Below are 18,943 nucleotides of genomic sequence, written 5' to 3' on the forward strand. Positions count from 1 at the left end.
CGGAACTGCCGCACCACACAGCCTACAACCAACCCCTCAACGCCTGCCCGCACTGCGGCGAACACTGGTTGACGCCATCTCGGAAAGCGAAACCATCCCGCCCACGCCCCAAAGCTGGCGGCTAGCCTGCGATTATGGCGCAAACCTCTGGCGTCTACCGCGAACGCCTGCCCCTGCGCGACGACGCCAACATCGTCTCTCTGGGCGAAGGCTGGACGCCGCTCCTACGCGCCCACAACCTGGGTCAGATGCTCGGCCATCCCAACATCTTCATCAAAGATGAGCGCCAGGGACCCACCGGTTCCTTCAAAGACCGGCAGGCCACCGTGGCCATCAGCGTCCTCAAAGAAGCCGGTATCACCGAAGTCGTGGTGGCCTCCACCGGCAACGTCGCCATCGCTTTTTCCGCCTACGCCGCCCGCGCCGGCATCAAACTGTGGGTCTTTGTCACCAGTTCCGTGCCCGCCGACAAAATGCGCGAAGTGGCGCTGTACGGCGCGGAAGTGATCAAAGTAGCCGGGACCTACGACGAATGTAAGAAGGTGGCGGCTGATTTTGCCGCCAGCAAAAACCTGTTCCTGGACCAGGGCGTCAAAGGTATCGCCGCCAAAGAGGCGATGAAGACGCTGGCCTACGAAACAGCCGAACAGTTGGGCAATGTGGCCGCCGGGGTAGATCCGGCGCTGCCCGCCGGCGACCGCTATCCCTGGCAGGCGCCAGACTGGTATCTGCAAGCCGTCAGCGGCGGCTTAGGACCGGTGGGGGTGATGAACGGATTTATCGAATTGCACACGCAAGGGGTGGTGGACAAAGTGCCGAAATTGGCCTGCTTCCAGGCCAGCGGCTGCGCGCCGATGGCCAATTCTTTCCACAAAGGGTTGGACAAAGCCGAAAATGTCGCCAACCCCATCACGGAAATCACCACCCTGGCGACCGGCGTGCCCGGCGTGGCTTATGAAGTGATCCGCGAACTTATTGAGCGATATGGCGGGACCATTGAGGCGATTGACGACGCAGCCGCTTTTGCGGCGCTGCAAGTGGTGGCGCGAATGGATGGGCTGTCTATTGAACCGGCAACGGCCGTTACCTTTGCCGGCCTGTTTAAGCTCATCCGCGAGGGGGTCATTCAACCCCACGAAACCGTCGTCGTCAACTGCTCCGGCCACACCTTCCCGGTGGAAAAGCACATCATCGGCGACCATTATACCCGCGATGTGGTGCTGGAGGAGACGGCCGTTGGCCCTTCCGGCCGACAGGATGGCCTGCTAACCGCCCTGGAAGACATAGACCCTCGCATCCAGCGCATCGCCATCATCGAAGACAACCCAGACGCCGCCCGCCTCATCCGCCGCATCCTACAAGCCCAGGGCGACTACCTGATCGAAGAAGCCAACAATGGCCTGGATGGGTTGATGCTCATCAAAGAAAAACGACCCAACCTGGTTATTTTGGACCTGATGATGCCCGGGTTGGATGGTTTTGCCATCGTAGACGCCATGAAAAAGGATCGCCGCCTGCAAGAAGTTCCCATCATTGTTGTTACCGCTAAGGAGTTATCGCCTATTGAAAGAGAACGACTTAACGGTAAAATAAAAGCATTGTTACAAAAAGGTTCCTTTATGGATTCCGACCTGTTGAGCGACATTCGCCAGGCGTTGCCATAAACCGGTAGATTAGTGACCATGACGACCATGACCGAACAAGGTGTCAAGATTCTATATATTGAGGATGACCACGCCAGCCGCCGTCTGGTGGAACGGGTGCTGACCAGCCGCGGCTATAAAGTCCTGGTAGCCACCGAAGGGCTGGAGGGCATTAACCTGGCGCGGGAGCAAAGCCCGCAGCTGATTCTCATGGACATCAATTTGCCGAATATGGACGGCCGTGAGATTACCACCCGTCTGCGCAGCCTGCCCAACTTCGCCGAAGTGCCCATTGTCGCCCTGACGGCCAACATCAGCGCCGGCAGCCGGGAATTGGCCCTGGCGGCCGGCTGTACCGGTTTTATGACCAAACCGATAGATGTGGCCACCTTTCCCACCGACGTCGAGCGCTTTTTGCAGGGCAAACAAGACACCCTGAGCATTGCCGAACGCAATGAACATTTGGAAAAACATGCGCAAAATCTGGTGGAAAGTCTGGAAAAAAAGGTGCGCGAACTGCGCGCCGCCAACAAACGCCTGATGGAGTTGGACAGCCTGAAAAGCGATTTTATCGTGCTGGTATCGCATGAGTTACGCACGCCGCTGACTCTGGTGAGCGGCTACTCCCATTTACTGGCCGAACAGGTGGCTAACAAAAACGACCTGGTCCCGGCGCAGACCGTCGCCGGCATTGCCGAGGGCCTGAAATCTGGCGTGGCCCGTATGCAAGACGTGATCAACGAGATTATCAGCGTGGTGCGGATTTCGTCGGGCACGTTGGACCTTTCTTTAGGCCCGGTACGCTTGAGCAAGGTGATGAACGACATGCAGCGCACCTATGGCGATATTTGCCGTAAGCGCAACCTGACATTGAACGTCGCCGATTTTGGCGCGCTGCCGCTGATTCAGGGGGATGGGCGGCGGCTTCAGGCGGCTGTGGAACACGTGGTGGGCAACGCGGTGAAGTACACGCCTGATGGCGGGCAGATTGACATCACCGGTTATTATGTGCAGGACAAAGCGGTAGACATTGTGGTCCACGACACAGGCATTGGCATTCCGCTGGAGGAGCAGCGGCATATTTTTGAGCAGTTTTATACATTGGGTTCCATCCAGCACCATTCGACCAGCAAATCCGCTTTTCAGGGGGGCGGCCTGGGTTTGGGCTTAGCCATTGCCAAAGGGATTGTGGAGGCGCACAACGGCCGTATCTGGGTAGAAAGCGATGGCCGCAGCCCAGACACCCTGCCCGGCAGCACCTTCCACATCTTGCTGCCGTTGTCGCCTTCAGATGAAGTGCCGGCTTTGTAGGTAAGTTGACAACGGGCAGTGGGTAGTTGCTAGTGAATCGTTGTGAATTGCGCCGAATCGAATGCCATCCCCACAGAACACGGCCCCACCTTCTGAAGTTGCAGTAGTAGAATCCAAAACCACGCCGGAAAGTAAAGAGTTATTGGCTCGCCGTTGGCGCGAGGGGTTGTTTTGGGCGCTGTTATCGCCTGTTTTTTTAGGAACCATCCCCATTTTTGCCAAGCTGGCCTACGCCGCCGGGGCCAATGTGCTGACGGTGGTGGCCTTCCGCACGCTGTTTGCGGCGGTGGTGCTGTGGACGGCCGTTCTCCTGTTTGCCCGTCATTTCATCCGCAGTTCCACGCCGGGCATCCTCAGCAGCCTGTTGGCTGGCGGCGTCAATGGCATCGGCTCGCTCTTTTATTATGCCAGCCTCAGCCGCATAGACGCTTCCGTCGGCCAGCTGGTCAACATCAGCTACCTGATTTTTGTCACCATCTTGCTGCGGCTCATCGGCCACTCCATCTCGCGGCTCACTCTGCTGCGCACGGCGTTGGCCGTGTTTGCCATTTATTTGCTCACCATTGGCGGCCTCAGCCTGCCAGACTGGCTGGGCGCGGGCATGATGCTGGTGGCCGCCTTTACCTATGCGTTTCAGCTTGTCCTCAGCCAACGCATCATGTTCGATGTGCCCGCGCCGACGATGACCCTGTACGCCATCACCGCCATGGCCGGGGTGGTGACGCTGGCCTGGCTGTTGTTTCCCACGCCGTTAACGGCCGTGCCCGCCGCCGGTTGGGAAGCCATTTTTTTGATGGGCCTGGTAACGGCCGTCTCCCGGCTGACTCTCTTCCTGGGCGTCAAAAAACTGGGCAGTATGCAAACCGCCCTGCTGGGCGTGCTGGAAGTGGTGGTGAGTATCATCCTGGCGATTTTGTTTTTGGGCGAAACGTTAACGGCCGTGCAGTGGCTCGGCGCACTGGTATTGCTGACAAGCATTCTGCTCGTCCGCTACGAACGTGACATTCCCAAATTCATTGATTGGTGGCAGATCATCTGGCGCTGGCGGCTGCCAAAACAAAGACGTGGGCCGTGAGCGATTGGCGATTGAGCGCGTCAAATACGGTATAATGGGTATTAGACAAACATTTAACCATACCAACATCCGACAGTACAGCGTCGGATGTTTCCGTGTTACGCACAGGACAGCACAAATTGATATGTTAACCGAACATCACACAGGACCCGACGCTTTTAGCGCATTGGCCGGAGAATGGGACGCTCTGGCCGGACAAAGCATGACCGATACCCCTTTCCAAACGCTGGCGTACCAGCAGGCATGGTGGCAGCATTTGCCGCCGCCGGAAGCCACTCTGCATACCATCACCGCGCGCGCCGCCGACGGCCGTCTGGCGGCCATCGGTTGTTTTTTCATCCAGGATGGCAGCCTGCATTTCAATGGCTGCGTCGAAGAGACTGATTACCTGGACCTCATCGTCCGCCCGGAAGAGGCGGCGGCGGCGTGGACGGCCGTGTTGAACCACCTGCGCCAACCCGACTTCCCCGCCTGGCGCGTGGCGAAATTGTGCAACATCCCTGGCGCATCGCCCACACGGCAGATATTGCCGCAGTTGGCGGCGCAGCAGGGGCTAGACTGCCGCGAAGTTGTGGCCGAGGTGTGCCCCGTCATCCCCCTGCCGACGACATTCGACGCTTACCTGGAGATGTTAGACAGCAAACAGCGGCGCGAGGTGCAGCGCAAACTGCGCCGCGCCGCCGCGGCCGATGCCCAACTGGTTATCGTTGGCCCGGCGGACGACCTGACTCAGGCCGTAGACGAATTTCTGGCTTTGCTGCAGCTGAGTACTTTTGCGAAGCGGGATTGGCTGCACGACGGCCGTCGCGCTGCCTTTCACGCTTTTGCGCAATCCGCCCTGGCGGCCGGCACGTTGCAGCTTATGTTCATCGCAGTGGAGGGCCAAAAAGCGGCCGCCCTGTTCAATTTTGATTACAAGGGGCGCATTTGGGTCTATAACTCCGGGCTGGACCCAGATGCCTTTGGCGGACTCAGCCTGGGCGTGGTGTTAACGGCCAAAGCGATAGAACACGCCATTGAAAACGGCCGTACCACCTTCGACTTCCTCCGTGGCAACGAAACATACAAATACCGCTTTGGCGCTCAAGACACGGAAATCTACCAGATCAAATTGCAGAAATTGTGAATGGTGAATTGTGAATCGTGAATCGTGAATTGTGAACGGAGCATTTCATTCATAATTCTCAATTAGCCATTCACAATTCACCATTCAAAAGAGAATCTCTTTTGAACCACCCACAACCCATTCATCGCGTTGCCATCCTTTCCGTCCACACCTGCCCACTGGCTATGTTGGGCGGCAAAAAAACCGGTGGCATGAATGTCTACGTGCGCGACTTCAGCCGCGAACTGGGCCGTCAGGGCATTCTGGTAGACGTCTTCACCCGCTCCCAGGATGACTGCCAGCCGATGATCAAGCATGATTTAGGCCATGGCGGGCGGGTCATCCACATTCCCGCCGGGCCAGAAAAACCCATCCCCGTCGCCGAAGTGAACGACTATCTGGACGAATTCACCAGCGGCATATTGGCCTTCGCTGCCCAAGAAGGCATCCACTACGACCTCATCCACAGCCATTACTGGCTCTCCGGCCTGGTGGCCGAAAAACTGCGCGACGCCTGGGGTGTACCCATCGTCCATATGTTCCACACCCTGGGCCAGATGAAAAACCGCGTTGCTCTGGACGATGCAGAGCGCGCCCCGCAGGAACGGCTGGACGGCGAACAACACGTCATCCAAATCGCCGATCGTCTCATTGCCGCCACGCCGGCCGAAGAAGCCCAGCTCAATTGGCTTTACAATGCCGATATGCGTAAAGTGCGCGTCATTTCCCCCGGCGTAGACCTGCAGCGCTTCAACCCTATCCCCAAACAAATCGCTAAAAAACAGATCGGCATTCCGCCTAACGACAAAAACATCATCTTTGCCGGCCGCATCGAGCCGCTGAAAGGCATAGATACCCTGTTGTGTGCCATCGCCCTCATCCAAAAGCGTTACCCGGAAGCGGTGAAGGGTGTCTGCGTCGCCATCATTGGCGGCGACCCCTGGGCCGACACGCCAGATGTGGAAATGGCTCGCCTGCAAGAACTGCGCCGGGAATTAGGCATCACTGATTTGGTAACGTTTTTGGGGGCCAAAGACCAGGAGATTTTGCCCAACTATTACGCCGCCGCCGAAGTGGTCGTCATGCCTTCGCATTACGAGAGTTTTGGCATGGTGGCGTTGGAGGCGATGGCCATGGGCACGCCGGTCATCGCTTCAGAAGTGGGCGGGCTGGCCTTTCTGATACGCGACAACGAAAACGGCTTCCACGTGCCCTCCCGCGACCCGGAGGCGCTGGCGGAACGCATTTATTGCCTGCTGACGGACGAGGCATGCCGCAACCGGCTGGGGCGGCAGGCGCGTTACTATGCGCTGCAATATGATTGGGAGATTATCGTGGGGCGGATGCGGCGGGTGTATGAAGAGGTGGTGGGGGAAAGGGTGGCTGCCCGATGAAACAGCCACCTTGTCCACTTACCGAATTATGTCCAAACCGCCCATATACGGCCGTAACACCTCCGGCACCACAATACTGCCATCCGCCTGCTGGTTGTTCTCCATGATGGCAATCATCACCCGCGGCAGGGCCAGGCCGCTGGCGTTCAGGGTATGGACAATGCGCGTCTTGCCGCCTTCGGCCGGCCGGTACTTTACATTTGCCCGCCGCGCCTGGAAATCGGTGCAGTTGCTGGCCGAACTCACTTCCAGCCATTCGCCACAACCGGCCGCCCATACCTCAATGTCATACGTCTTCACCGAAGCGTAGCCAATATCGCCTGTCGCCAATTCCAAAACCCGGTAGGGAAAACCCAGCGCTTCGCAAATGTCAATCGCCTCCTGCTTCATCTCTTCCAGGGCGGCAAAACTGGTTTCCGGCGTGGTGAAACGGTACATCTCCACCTTGTCGAACTGGTGGCCGCGTTTGATGCCCCGCACGTCCTTGCCCGCGCTCATCTTCTCGCGGCGGAAGCAGGGCGTATAGGCGACATATTTGATGGGCAGTTGAGCCTCTTCCAAAATTTCATCGCGGTGGACGTTGGTCAGGGCAATTTCGGCCGTGCCCAGGAGCATAAAATCCTCTTCCGCGTCCCGGTAGATGTTGTCGTAGAACTTGGGCAGCTGGCCGGCCGTCTCAAAGTTAATCGCGCGCACGATGAACGGCGGGTAAATTTCGGTGTAACCGTGTTTCTGGACGTGCAGGTCCAGCATAAACTGGATAACGGCGTGTTGCAGCCGCGCGCCGGCGCCTTTCAGCAAATAGAAGCGGCTGCCGCTTAATTTTACGCCCCGTTCAAAGTCCAGAATGTTTAGCTGCGGACCTAAATCCCAATGTGGTTTGGGTTCAAAGTCAAATTGGGGGATGGGCGCGCCTTGCGCTTCGTGGACGACGTTGTGGCTTTCGTCTGGGCCAACCGGCGTGCTTTCATGGGGGAGGTTGGGGACCCAGAGCATATTTTTGCGCAGCGTTTCCTCAACTTCGCGCAGCTCTTCATCCAGTTGGGTGATGCGTTCGCCCAATTCACGCGGTTTTTCTTTGGCTTCATCGGCGTTGAACTGCATCGCCAGCACCTGTGTCCGCAGCGTTTCCAACGGCTGGCCCACATCCTGACCGGCTTCCGCCCGCTGCAAATCTGCCTCCAGCTTTTTGAGTGTGCCCATGACCCGGCCAATTTGCTTCGAGGCTTCGTTGACCTGGCGGCGCAGTTCTTCCACTTCTTGCAAAATCTCGCGGCGACGGCCGTCGCCGGCCAAAATCTCATCAATCGGCGATGTGTCATTGCGTTTAGCAATTTGCGCCTTCACCCATTCAGGTTTTTCACGGATCACGTTGATGTCTAACATAATTCTCCCGTCCTTTCATCTTGTGTCGAAATCCAATCGTCAATCGTCAATCGAAAATAAAAAAGTCCCCTCGCCATCTCAGGACGAAGGGACTCGTGGTGCCACCTGAATTTATCAGTCTGTAGTGGACAGTTGGTAGTTGCTAGTGGACAGAGGTTAAGAAGGCCTACTGTTCACTCTATACTGCACACTGTTCACCGATGACTGAACTCTGATTCGCTGTAACGGGCGATCCCGGTTTACCTTAATCGCATGACTGCTTTCGGTAGACGGCTGAGGAGGGGATTTCTGGTGGTTGGATATTGGCTTGCAGCGGCCGCCAACTCTCTGGGTATCCGCACCGCCGTACTTGTCTCCATCACGGCCGTTTCTCTATCTCAATTGTCCGGGCATTATAGCGAGGGGGGAAACGGCCGTCAACCCTCAGGCCAGCCGCTGCGCGCAAACCGAACGCATCCCACAGCGCTGGCAGCGGTTCCAATCGTTGTGATCGCGGTCCACATCCCGGGCAAACAGCCCTTCGTGCATTTCGGCCAACAGGTCCAATAAATCTTCTTCCAGGTCAATCGTAAAATCTACGGCAAAGGCGCGGTCTTGATATTGAATGATGCCATGCGACGGCCGCTGCCCATAATTCACCGTCACCAACAGGCAGTAGGCCGCCAGCTGCAGCACATGCCCCTCGTGGGGGTCGGCCGGCGCGCGCCCCGATTTAACCTCCACCGGCACAATGCTGCCATCCCCCTGCTGCACCAGATAATCCGGCTTACCGGCCAGTTTGTAGGCCGGGGCATACAGGGGTTGGGCATTGGGAAACCATGTCCCCGTATCGGCGTAGATAATCTCGCCTTCAGGCACGCCGCTCTTCTCCCGCCGGTCACGCGACCACAGCCACGCGCCGATGGTGAGCAAAAACAGAACAACGCCAAGAAGCAGACCTGTCGTTCCCACGGCCGTATAGCCCCTATCCCTGGGTACTCATCAATATCTGGAAGGTCACGTAGGCCACCAGGACAAACAGCAGCCCATAGGCCAGGCGGCGAACCAAGATGGTGGTCAGCAGCGAACGGCCGTGCTGCTGATGATACGCCGTCCCCTGGCTCAGTTCCCGCACGTTTTCTGAGGCGTACCCCTGCGTTCGCTGCAACCACCAGGCCCGCCGACAGTAGACATAATTGCTAATTTCGCTTGCCCGAATCCATTTATCGCTCATATGTTCTATTTTACGTCGAATAGGATAAACACGTCAAGCATCAGCGAGATTTATCAGGCAAGGCTCACAATGGAATCAACGTTCGAAATAGGCGCGGGTGGGTACAAAAGTCAACAGCAGCAGGCCGATGAGGATAAACAATCCGCTGACGTCCCACAGGCCAAACAAGAGCATCGCCAACCCTAACCCGGTGAGGATGGGGGTTTCGCGCCAGGCTTGCCAGGGGCGCGTGCGCGGCACCGTGTAACCGGCCGCTTCTAAACGGGCGCGAAGCTGCCCCAACGTTGGTTCCGTCAACGCGCTGTCGTCGGGGAAAACCAGCGTCGGCACGCTTTCGTAGCCATCGTTGATTTCTTGCAGGCGGATTCTGGCCGCCAGGTTTTGCCCGGCGTCCACATACTCATAGGGCGCGGCGGCGCGGTCTAACATGCCGCGTACCGGCCCGACCGCCGGACACTTTTTTGTGCCGTAGAGGATAATTTTTTCAGGCATAGGTGGTTGGATGTTTGGGTGGGCTGCCAACGAACCAATTCTCAGGCAGACTCCGACAATTCTCGCCAGAAATCGGGCGATAGGGTTCCCTGGGCAACGGCCGTTACCTCACCGGTTAACACGACCCGCCATGCCTCGTCCACAGCCACGGTGGCTGCGCCGCCGGCCATGCGCACGATGACCGGGCTTTGGCAGCGGCCGGAGCGCACAGCCGTGCCCGCCGCCGCGCTGGCCGACGTGCCCGAAGCCAGCGTATAACCCGCGCCACGCTCCCAGATAGCAATCTCGATGGTATGGGCGTCCAACACGCGCACCAGTTGGACGTTGGTGCGCTGCGGGAACAGCGGCGCGGTTTCCAGCTGCGGGCCGATGGTTTGAATGGCGTCCAGGTCATCGGTGAACAAAACGCAGTGGGGGTTGCCAATGGCAACGGCCGTCACCCGATACATCACACCATCTACCACCACCTCCTGCTCCAGCCGGGAAAAAGTCAATTGGCCCATCGCCAGGCTAATCTGGTGGGCGTACTTGTCTAACACAACCGCCTGAATGGATTGACCGTGCATGGTGATGGTGAAGGAACGGCCGTTTACCAGACCCGCGTCCCACAAATAGCGGGCAAAAATCCGCAGTCCATTGCCGCTTTTTTCTGCCTCTGTGCCATCCGGGTTAAAAAAGCGCATCGTATTGGCGCCCATTTCACCGGGCAGCGGCCCATAACAGAGGCCATCGGCGCCCAACCCCTGATGACGATGGCACAACCGCCGGATGCGCGCCGGAGTAAGGGGCAGGGTAAAGTTGGTCGGGTCAATCACCAACATATCGTTGCCGGTGGCGTGGTATTTGGCAAAAGGTTGGCTCATCGGTCACCCCGTTGGGTGCCTACGCCCCGCAGGGTGACTGCGCCGCGTAAGGTGTCTGGAGTGGCTGCTCCCGGCCACTCTTTGCGCAGCAGGGCAAACAGGTGCAGATCGTGGAACGCCTGCCGCCAATAGCCATATTCGCGCATCAGCCCTTCATGGACAAAGCCCAATTTCTCCAGCAGGTGAATGGACGGGGTGTTTTCCGGCACGACAAAGGCTTCGATGCGGTTCAGGGCCATGATGACGAAGCTAAATTCGATGACGGCCGTTAACGCCTCGGTCATCACCCCCCGCCGCCAATACGCCGGAGCCAACTCATAGCCCACAGCGGCGTTAAAAAACTTGGGCCGCAAGTTCATCAGACCGACTGAACCAATCAGGGCATCATCGCCCTGGGTGGTGATGGCCCAGCGGATGGAACGCCGTTTCTGATAGTTTTGGCGCATGGCGGCGATGCGTTGGGCAGCCTGTTCAACGGCCGTAAAAGTCTCTAACCCATAATGGCGCGTCACCGCTTCGTCGGAAAAGAGGGCGTAGATGGCAGTGGTGTCGGACGGCCGTATTTGCCGCAGCACCAACCGCTCTGTTTCCAGCACGGGAAAATCGTCAAAAAATGCGTCTACATCCACCATGTCGTGCCTCACTGTGTCTGTTGTGCCGCCAGGGTAAAGGCCGGTCATACCGTCGAGGTCGCGCGTAGGGCAATGCCGAACATAAACAGCACCGTAAACGCCAACACCCATTGGCCGCGATTGGAATCATCGCCCCGCAGCCAGACCATAAAGACAAAGGGCAAAAAGACCAGCGCAAAAGAGCCATAGAGGACGTGCATAAACGGCCGTGCCACCAACACCATGTTGCCATTTAGCCATAAAATGCCACCCAACACGCCCTGGACAACATAGAGAATCTGTCCAATCACCAACGCGCCCATATAGCTGCCATCCACCGCCTGCCCGCGAATCGCCCGAAACAAGCCCCACAGCCCCAGGACCAGAAAAAAGACCCAGATAGTTTGTGAAAGCTGTGTATGAATTAAGACAATAGTGCCCATGTGGAACTCCAGTGTTCAGTATCCAGTGTTCAGTATTCAGTGTTGTTGAGTATTTCGTATTCGGAGTTTAACCAGCCCCATACCGGTTGTCAACGCAACCGCGCCAACGCGCCAACGCGCCAACGCGCCAACGCCCCCTGTCCTGATTGCGCTTTTCGGCTACAATTCCCGGCTATGGAAATTGGCGCACCCTCACCGGCTTACGTAGAAGCCCTGGATTATCTGTACAGCTTGATCAACTTCGAGCGGCAGCGGCTGGATCGGTACACCGCGAGCAAATTAGACCCGGAACGGCCGTACCACCTGGTCAACTTCCTCGGCGCGCCGCAAAACCGCTTCCCGGCCATCCACATCGCCGGGACCAAAGGCAAAGGCTCCGTAGCCGCCATGTGCGCCTACAGCCTGCGCGCCGCCGGGCTGCGCGTGGGGCTGTATACCTCGCCCCACCTGCAAGAATTCCGCGAACGTATTCGCATCCTCACCCCAGAAGACGCCGACGGCCGTATCCCTGAAGCTCCCTTTGTAGACCTGGTCGCCGCTCTCAAAACCGCCCTCAACCACGTGCCCGACGTTACCTGGTTTGAAGCCGTCACGGCCATCGCCTTGTCCTACTTCGCCGACCAACAGATAGACGTAGCCGTCATCGAAACCGGCCTGGGTGGCCGACTGGACGCCACCCGCGTCGTCAACCCTCTAGTCTCCGTCATCACCAGTCTCAGTCTGGACCACACTGAACTGCTGGGCCACACCCTGGCGGAAATCGCCTATGAAAAAGCGGGCATCATTAAACCCGGCATTCCGGTCATCTCCGCGCAGCAGCCCCCGGAAGCGGCCCAGCGTTTACAAGAAATCGCCGCCGAGCGCGGTTCATCCATTGCTTTTGTGGGTCGCGCCCTCCACGCCGCACTGGAAACAACCTGGCTGTACGAAGGGGTTTACCACAACGAGGGACAACAACAGCAAATGGCGCTGCTGCGCGCGCCAGACGCGGCGTTTGTGCGGCCGGGAATGCCGTTTACACTGGCTCTGGATGGCGAACATCAGTTGGAGAATGCCGCCGTCACCCTGGCGGCGCTGCACACTGTGCAGCCCCATTTCCCGCTGCTGACAGAAACGGCCGTGCGCACCGGTCTGGCAACCGTCAACTGGCCCGGTCGCCTGCAAATCGTGCATCCTGGCAACAACCGCACCCCAGCCCTGCTGGTAGACTGCGCCCACAACCCGGATTCAATCGGCCGGCTGTGCCACGCCCTGACCCACGATTACACCTACCGGCGGCTGCTGCTGCTTTTTGGCGCGCCGGCCGACAAAGACATCGCCGAGATGTTGGCCCAACTAGTCCCGCTGGCCGACGGCATCGTCACCACTTGCGCCGACCACCCGCGCGCCGCCACCCCCACCAGCCTGGCGCAAATCGTCGCCGACCTGGGCGGAACGGCCGTAGCCAGCCCATCTATCGCGCAAGCATTAACGGCCGTGTGGCAAATGGCCCAACCCGGCGACCTCATTTGCGCCACCGGCTCGATCATCGTCGTCGGTGACTTGCTAAATCAGTGGGAACGCCTAAAATCACACCTGCTGCACCAAACCACGACAACAAATTAAGGAGACTCTTTGGGGAACTTACCAATCGTCAATCCTTCGGCAAGCTCAGGACCAATCGTCAATCACAACGTATCACGAAAAACGAATTACGGATTACCGATTACCGATTACGAATCCACTCCCCAAAGACCCATCAAGGACCATTCCATGATTAGTGAAGATGATTTCATCCTGTCCCAATACCCAGATTTTATGGACAGTATGCCTGGATTTGAAGACGAGTTTTTTGCCCTAGATGACGCCATCGAACAAGACGGCTACATAGACTGCCCCTTCCTGCCCCTGCGCGATCTCGTCCTCTACCCGCAAATGGTCATGCCCCTGTTTGTCGGGCGTGAGCGATCATTGGCAGCCATTAAAGCGGCCGTCACCAACAACGAAAACATCATCGTCGCCGCCCAAAAAGACAGCGAAGTCGTCGAACCGGGCATCAACGATATTTACGCCCTGGGCACAGAAGTCACCATCGGCAAAGCGCTGCGTATGCCCGACGATTCAACCAGCGTCCTGGCCCAGGGCCGCCGTCGCGTTGAAATCATCGAATATACGCAGTGGGCGCCCTATATTCGCGTCCGCGCCCGGCGCATCCGCGAACCCAAGCAGTGGGAGCGCGCCACCGAAGCGCTCATGCGCGCCGTCATCACCCTGTTTGAAAAAGTGGTCAGCCTCAACCGCAGCCTGCCGGAAGACGCCTACACCTTCGCCATCAATATCGAAGAGCCAGGCTGGCTGGCCGACTTCATCGCCTCCACCCTGAACACGCCGCTGGAAGAAAAACAAGACATCCTGGAAACCATTGATCCGGCCGTGCGCCTGCAAAAAGTGAGCATCGCCCTGGCTAAAGAGCTGGACATGCTGGAACTGGAAGACCAGATTCACATGCAAGTCCAGCAAGAGATGGACAAATCGCAGCGCGAGCATTTCTTGCGCGAGCAAATGCGCGTGATTCAGGGCGAACTGGGCGAAGCCGACGTTTTTACCCAAGAAGTCGGCGAAATGCGCGAAGCCTTCGCCAAAAAAGAGATGCCCGCCGATGTGCGCGCCAAAGTAGACAAAGAACTCAGCCGCCTCAGCGCCATGCCGCCCATGTCGCCGGAAGTGGGCATCATCCTCACCTACCTGGATTGGATCCTCAATCTGCCCTGGCTGGACCAATCCGAAGACAACCTGGACGTGCTGCACGCAGCCAGGGTATTGGCCGACGACCATTTTGGCCTGGAAAAAGCCAAAGAGCGCATTCTGGAATACATCGCCGTCAAACAAATCGCGCCGGATACGCTGCGCAGCCCCATCCTCTGTTTTGTGGGACCGCCAGGAACCGGCAAAACCTCTATCGGGCGTTCCATTGCCCACGCCTTAGGCCGCGAATTTATCCGCATGAGCCTGGGCGGGGTGCGCGACGAGGCAGAAATTCGCGGCCACCGCCGCACCTACATTGGAGCCATGCCCGGCCGCATCATCCAGGCCATGCGCCGCGCCGGCACCAAGAACCCGTTGTTCATGCTGGACGAAGTAGACAAATTGGGCCAGGATTTTCGCGGCGACCCGGCTGCGGCGCTGTTGGAAGTGCTGGACCCGGAGCAAAACCACGCCTTCGCCGACCATTACCTGGGGCTGGATTTTGACCTCTCCAAAGTGCTGTTCATCACCACCGCCAACTACCTGGACACCATCCCGCCGGCCTTGCAAGACCGCATGGAACTCATTGAGTTTGAGGGGTATCTGGAGGAAGAAAAGCTGGAAATCGGCCGTCAATTCCTGGTTCCGCGCCAGATAGAGCAGCATGGTCTGGCGGCCAGTGGCATTCGCTTTGAGGACGAAGCGCTGAAAGCGATCATCCGCGAATACACACGGGAAGCGGGCGTGCGCAACCTGGAACGGGAAACGGCCAATGTCTGCCGCAAAATCGCCAGAGCGGTGGCTGAGAAAAAACGTTTCCCCAAACGCATTACGGCGCAGCGTGTCCACGACTATCTTGGCCCGCCCCGTTTCTCCAGCGAAGAGCTGCACGAGGAGAACGAAATTGGCGTAGCTACCGGCGCGGCCTGGACGGCCGCCGGCGGCGAGATCATGTTCATCGAGGTGAACCTGATGCCCGGCAAGGGCGGCATGATGCTGACCGGCCAGTTGGGCGACGTGATGCAAGAAAGCGCGCAAGCCGCGCTGACGTACACGCGCAGCCAGGTAGACGTGTTGGGCATTGATCCCGACAAGTTTGACAAGGTGGATATTCACCTGCACGTGCCGGAGGGGGCTGTGCCCAAAGATGGGCCATCGGCCGGGGTGGCGCTGGCTTCGGCGCTGATTTCGGCCTTTACCAACCGGCCAATTCGCCGCGACGTGAGTATGACGGGCGAGATTACGCTGCGTGGGCGGGTGCTGCCGGTGGGCGGCGTGCGCGAAAAGGCGCTGGCGGCGCGGCGCGCCGGGATTCGCACATTTATTCTGCCGCAGAAAAATGAGCGCGACCTGGAAGAAATTCCCAAGAAACTGCGCCAGGATGTGGAGTTTATTCTGGTGAAGCAGGTGGATGAGGCGCTGGCGGTGGCGCTGCTGCCGGCCGTGCAGCCGGTAGGCTGAGGTGTGATAGGCGATGAATACAATACGGCCGTTTCTCATCCAACTGCCTATCCAGGTGAAGACCTACGACATAGACTTTGCCAATATCGTCCACAACGCGGTCTATATCCGTTGGCTGGAAGATTTGCGCACGGCGATGCTGGCCGACTATTACGCCATCGAGCAAATGCTGGCCGATGGCCTGACGCCCATCCTCACCAAAACGGAAATCGAATACCGCCGCCCGGTGCGCTTTGGCGACGCCGTGCTGGGCCGCATGTGGCTGGCCGACCTGGGCCGCACGCGCTGGACGGTGCAGAGTGAAATCTGCGTCGGTGAAATTGTCGCCGCGGCTTCCCAACAGACAGGTTATTTTGCCGAATTGGGTAACGGCCGTGCCACCCGTGTCCCCGCCCAACTGCGCGCCATCTGGCAGAGCTTTCTAAACCCCGCTTAACCCACACTTTACACATTTTTTACCTTTCCGATGGACAATGAGGTCACTGGATTTATAGTTTCCAGATTGGACCAATCTTGGAGATTGGTGCAATCTCAAAGCAATTCGGAGGTAATGATGAAACAAACGCATCGTGTTGCAGCCCTGGTGGCTGTTTTGATTTTAGGTATTTTGCTTTTGGCCGGCTGCGGCCCAGCTTTGACGTTGAATGGTGCGCCGACGCAGGCGCTGCCGGCCGTCGCCGCGACGAATAACGTGGTCGAAGAGACCAGTCCGGTGGTAGCAGTGAGCGGTGTGGGTGACACGGCCGTTGGCGACACAGTCTACAGCGACACACCGGCGCAAGTTACCAGCCAGACGTCCCCCACTCTGGATTTAAATGCCTTCCAGGACACCCTGACCAACCTGTATGAGCAGATCAACCCCGGCGTCGTCAATATTCAGGTCACGCTGGACAGCGGCGCGTCTTTGCCGGAAGGCCTAGACCTGAACAGCCTGCCGGAAAACCACCCATTCCTGACCCCACAGTTTGGGCAAGGCTCCGGCTTTGTCTACAGTGACGAGGGCTACATTATCACCAATAACCACGTGGTGGAAGGGGCCAACAAAATCACCGTCGTCTTTGCCGATGGCACGGAAGCCGACGCAACGCTGATAGGCACAGACCCCGGTTCGGACCTGGCGGTAATTCAGGTGGACGTGCCCGCCAGCAAACTAAACCCGGTTCCCGTGGGCAGTTCCGACGATTTGAAGGTAGGCCAGTTTGTCATCGCCATTGGCAATCCATTTGGGCTGGATGGTTCGATGACTTCCGGCATCATTTCCGGCTTAGGGCGCACGCTGCCGGCCGATACCACCACCGTTACCGGCAGTCGCTTCAGCATCCCGGCCATCATCCAGACCGACGCGGCCATCAACCCCGGTAATTCTGGCGGCCCGCTGCTGAACCTGGCTGGTGAGGTGATTGGCGTAAACACGGCGATTGCTACGGAAAGTGGCACATTCTCCGGCGTCGGCTATGCCGTCCCGGCGGCCACAGTGCGCCAGGTCGTGCCGCAGATCATCGAAACCGGCGAGATCGCCCATCCGTGGATTGGCATTTCTGGCCGGGAAATGAATGGTACATTGGCCGAGGCGATGAATATGGACGCCGACCAACGCGGCGTGCTGGTGGTAGAGGTTGTGGCTGGCGGCCCATCGGACAAAGCGGGACTGCGCGCCAGCAGCGACCTGGTAACGATTGATGGGTTTGAGGCAGCCATTGGCGGCGACATTATTGTGGGCATTAACGGCCAGCAGGTGGTGAAGTTCGACGATCTGTTGAGCTACATTGTGCAGAAAACGGCCGTTGGTGACACCATCAACCTGACTGTTTTGCGTGGCGGGGAACAGGTAGAGGTATCCTTAACCTTAGAAGCGCGGCCAACGCAGTAAACAGATTTTGAACGTGACAATAAAAAAGGGCGGTGTTTGCACCGCCCTTTTTTTATTGCCACTCCTCAATCCGCTCTTTGATGGCCGCCACAAAATGATCGGCGACCGCGCCATCCAGGATGCGATGGTCGAAGGTGAGACTGACGTAGGCCGACGGCCGTATGGCTATCGCGTTTTCCCCCACCACCTTCACCCGCTTCTCGATCATGCCCACACCCAAAATGGCGCACTGCGGCTGGCTGATGATCGGCATGGCGAACAGACTACCGCTGACGCCGTGATTGGTGATGGTAAACGTACCATCCTGCGTCTCATCCGGGCGCAGCCGCTTGCGCCGGGCGCGTTCAGCCAGGTCGTTGATGGCCCGGGCCAGGCCCAGCAGGTTGAGCGAATCAGCGTTTTTGATCACCGGCACAATCAGCCCTTCGTCGAGCGCCGTCGCCAGCCCCAGGTTGATGTCGCGGCGCAGCAGGATGCCATCCGTCTGCCATGTGCTGTTGACCAGCGGAAACGCCTTCAGCGCGGCGACGGTGGCCGCCGCCAAGTAAGCGGTGAAGGTCAGGCGGGCATCATCGCGGGCAAATGCTTCTTTGTGGGCGGCGCGATGGGCGGATACGGCCGTAAAATCAAACTCAAACACCGTCGTCGCGTGGGGGCTGGTCTGGCGGCTACGCACCATATGTTCGGCAATGCTGCGCCGCATGGCCGACAGCGGCAGTAGATGGCCGGGAATTGCGGATTGCGGACTGCGGACTGCGGATTGACGATTTTCCACAAAGGCCAGGATGTCTTCTTTGGTGATACGGCCGTCTAGCCCGGTTCCGGTCACTAAATCTAAATCTACCTGGTTTTCGGCGGCGATGCGGGCGACGACCGGGCTGATACGGCCGGTGTAGCGGCGTGGTTGGGTGGGTTGGGCTAGTTGAATTGGTTCGGTTGGTTGGGCTAGTTGAATTGGTTCGGTTGGTTGGGCTGGTTGAATTGGTTCGGTTGGTTGGGGAACGGCCGTTGCCGCCCCATTTCCACCTCCGCTGGCGCTCAACTCCTCGCCCGGCGCGCCAATCACCGCCAACAGCGTGCCCACGGCCACCGTTTCCCCGGCCGGGACATGGATTTTTAGCAATACCCCGGCCGCTTCGGCAGTGGCCTCCGTCGTCACCTTATCGGTCTCAATTTCCAGCAGCGGTTCATACAACGCAATGGCCTCCCCCTCCTCCTTCAACCAGCGCGCCACCGTCGCCTCAATAATCCCCTCACCCATCTCAGGCATTAATATTTGTGTTCCCATAATTCCTCAATGAGTAGTTAGTTGATAGTTGATAGTGGATAGTGGTTAGTTGATAGTTATGCGG

At 58.3% G+C, this 18,943-nt stretch carries 17 protein-coding genes and 1 other annotated feature; of the genes, 9 read left to right on the forward strand and 8 right to left on the reverse strand.

The genetic code is table 11. The annotated features are described in order from the left end of the window. Positions 1–134: 134 nt before the first annotated feature. The 5 genes from IPM39_01225 (at position 135) to IPM39_01245 (ending at position 6,528) form a co-directional block, all read left to right on the forward strand. On the forward strand, positions 135–1,664 hold the full coding sequence (locus IPM39_01225; GenBank protein MBK8984696.1) for a pyridoxal-phosphate dependent enzyme: 1,530 nt from the start codon (positions 135–137) through the stop codon (positions 1,662–1,664). 27 nt (positions 1,665–1,691) lie between these two features. Next, positions 1,692–2,954: a hybrid sensor histidine kinase/response regulator gene (locus IPM39_01230; protein MBK8984697.1), complete on the forward strand. Its 1,263-nt coding sequence runs from the start codon at positions 1,692–1,694 to the stop codon at positions 2,952–2,954. A gap of 142 nt (positions 2,955–3,096) precedes the next feature. Next, positions 3,097–4,029, forward strand: coding sequence for a DMT family transporter (locus IPM39_01235; protein ID MBK8984698.1), 933 nt, complete (start codon positions 3,097–3,099; stop codon positions 4,027–4,029). Between the two features lie 124 nt (positions 4,030–4,153). After that, the gene (locus IPM39_01240) at positions 4,154–5,155 is read left to right on the forward strand and encodes a GNAT family N-acetyltransferase (GenBank protein ID MBK8984699.1); all 1,002 of its coding nucleotides are present in this window, start codon (positions 4,154–4,156) and stop codon (positions 5,153–5,155) included. A gap of 164 nt (positions 5,156–5,319) precedes the next feature. After that, entirely contained in the window at positions 5,320–6,528 is a 1,209-nt protein-coding gene (locus tag IPM39_01245; protein MBK8984700.1) for a glycosyltransferase, read from the forward strand. 18 nt (positions 6,529–6,546) lie between these two features. Here IPM39_01245 and serS read toward each other — a convergent pair whose 3' ends face one another. From serS to IPM39_01280, 7 genes are all read right to left on the reverse strand, one after another. Next, positions 6,547–7,914, reverse strand: coding sequence for a serine--tRNA ligase (gene serS / locus IPM39_01250; protein ID MBK8984701.1), 1,368 nt, complete (start codon positions 7,912–7,914; stop codon positions 6,547–6,549). A gap of 76 nt (positions 7,915–7,990) precedes the next feature. Further along, positions 7,991–8,285 (reverse strand) — a binding site (T-box leader). Between the two features lie 52 nt (positions 8,286–8,337). Beyond that, a complete protein-coding gene (locus tag IPM39_01255) occupies positions 8,338–8,865 on the reverse strand; it encodes a Dna2/Cas4 domain-containing protein (protein MBK8984702.1) in 528 nt (175 codons plus the stop codon). A gap of 13 nt (positions 8,866–8,878) precedes the next feature. Continuing rightward, positions 8,879–9,127 carry a hypothetical protein gene (locus tag IPM39_01260; protein MBK8984703.1) on the reverse strand — a complete coding sequence of 83 codons (249 nt, stop codon included), beginning with the start codon at positions 9,125–9,127 and terminating at the stop codon, positions 8,879–8,881. Positions 9,128–9,202: 75 nt separating this feature from the next. Further along, positions 9,203–9,619, reverse strand: coding sequence for a hypothetical protein (locus IPM39_01265; GenBank protein MBK8984704.1), 417 nt, complete (start codon positions 9,617–9,619; stop codon positions 9,203–9,205). A 41-nt stretch (positions 9,620–9,660) separates the two neighbouring features. Further along, positions 9,661–10,482, reverse strand: a complete 822-nt coding sequence (gene dapF / locus IPM39_01270) for a diaminopimelate epimerase (protein MBK8984705.1) — start codon at positions 10,480–10,482, stop codon at positions 9,661–9,663. Then, positions 10,479–11,114: a GNAT family N-acetyltransferase gene (locus IPM39_01275; GenBank protein ID MBK8984706.1), complete on the reverse strand. Its 636-nt coding sequence runs from the start codon at positions 11,112–11,114 to the stop codon at positions 10,479–10,481. Before IPM39_01275 ends, dapF begins: the two co-directional genes overlap by 4 nt. Before the next feature lie 44 nt (positions 11,115–11,158). Continuing rightward, a complete protein-coding gene (locus IPM39_01280) occupies positions 11,159–11,536 on the reverse strand; it encodes a hypothetical protein (protein ID MBK8984707.1) in 378 nt (125 codons plus the stop codon). A gap of 45 nt (positions 11,537–11,581) precedes the next feature. Between IPM39_01280 and IPM39_01285 the strand changes: the two genes are divergently transcribed. The 4 genes from IPM39_01285 (at position 11,582) to IPM39_01300 (ending at position 17,591) form a co-directional block, all read left to right on the forward strand. Then, entirely contained in the window at positions 11,582–13,141 is a 1,560-nt protein-coding gene (locus tag IPM39_01285) for a bifunctional folylpolyglutamate synthase/dihydrofolate synthase (GenBank protein ID MBK8984708.1), read from the forward strand. A 201-nt stretch (positions 13,142–13,342) separates the two neighbouring features. Then, entirely contained in the window at positions 13,343–15,721 is a 2,379-nt protein-coding gene (gene lon / locus IPM39_01290) for an endopeptidase La (GenBank protein MBK8984709.1), read from the forward strand. Positions 15,722–15,734: 13 nt separating this feature from the next. Further along, on the forward strand, positions 15,735–16,157 hold the full coding sequence (locus IPM39_01295) for an acyl-CoA thioesterase (protein MBK8984710.1): 423 nt from the start codon (positions 15,735–15,737) through the stop codon (positions 16,155–16,157). Positions 16,158–16,271: 114 nt separating this feature from the next. Continuing rightward, positions 16,272–17,591, forward strand: coding sequence for a trypsin-like peptidase domain-containing protein (locus IPM39_01300; protein MBK8984711.1), 1,320 nt, complete (start codon positions 16,272–16,274; stop codon positions 17,589–17,591). A gap of 52 nt (positions 17,592–17,643) precedes the next feature. Here IPM39_01300 and IPM39_01305 read toward each other — a convergent pair whose 3' ends face one another. Continuing rightward, positions 17,644–18,879, reverse strand: a complete 1,236-nt coding sequence (locus IPM39_01305; protein MBK8984712.1) for a 2-oxo acid dehydrogenase subunit E2 — start codon at positions 18,877–18,879, stop codon at positions 17,644–17,646. Positions 18,880–18,943 lie beyond the last annotated feature (64 nt).

The sequence above is a fragment of the Candidatus Leptovillus gracilis genome (genome assembly GCA_016716065.1).
Lineage (GTDB): Bacteria > Chloroflexota > Anaerolineae > Promineifilales > Promineifilaceae > Leptovillus > Leptovillus gracilis.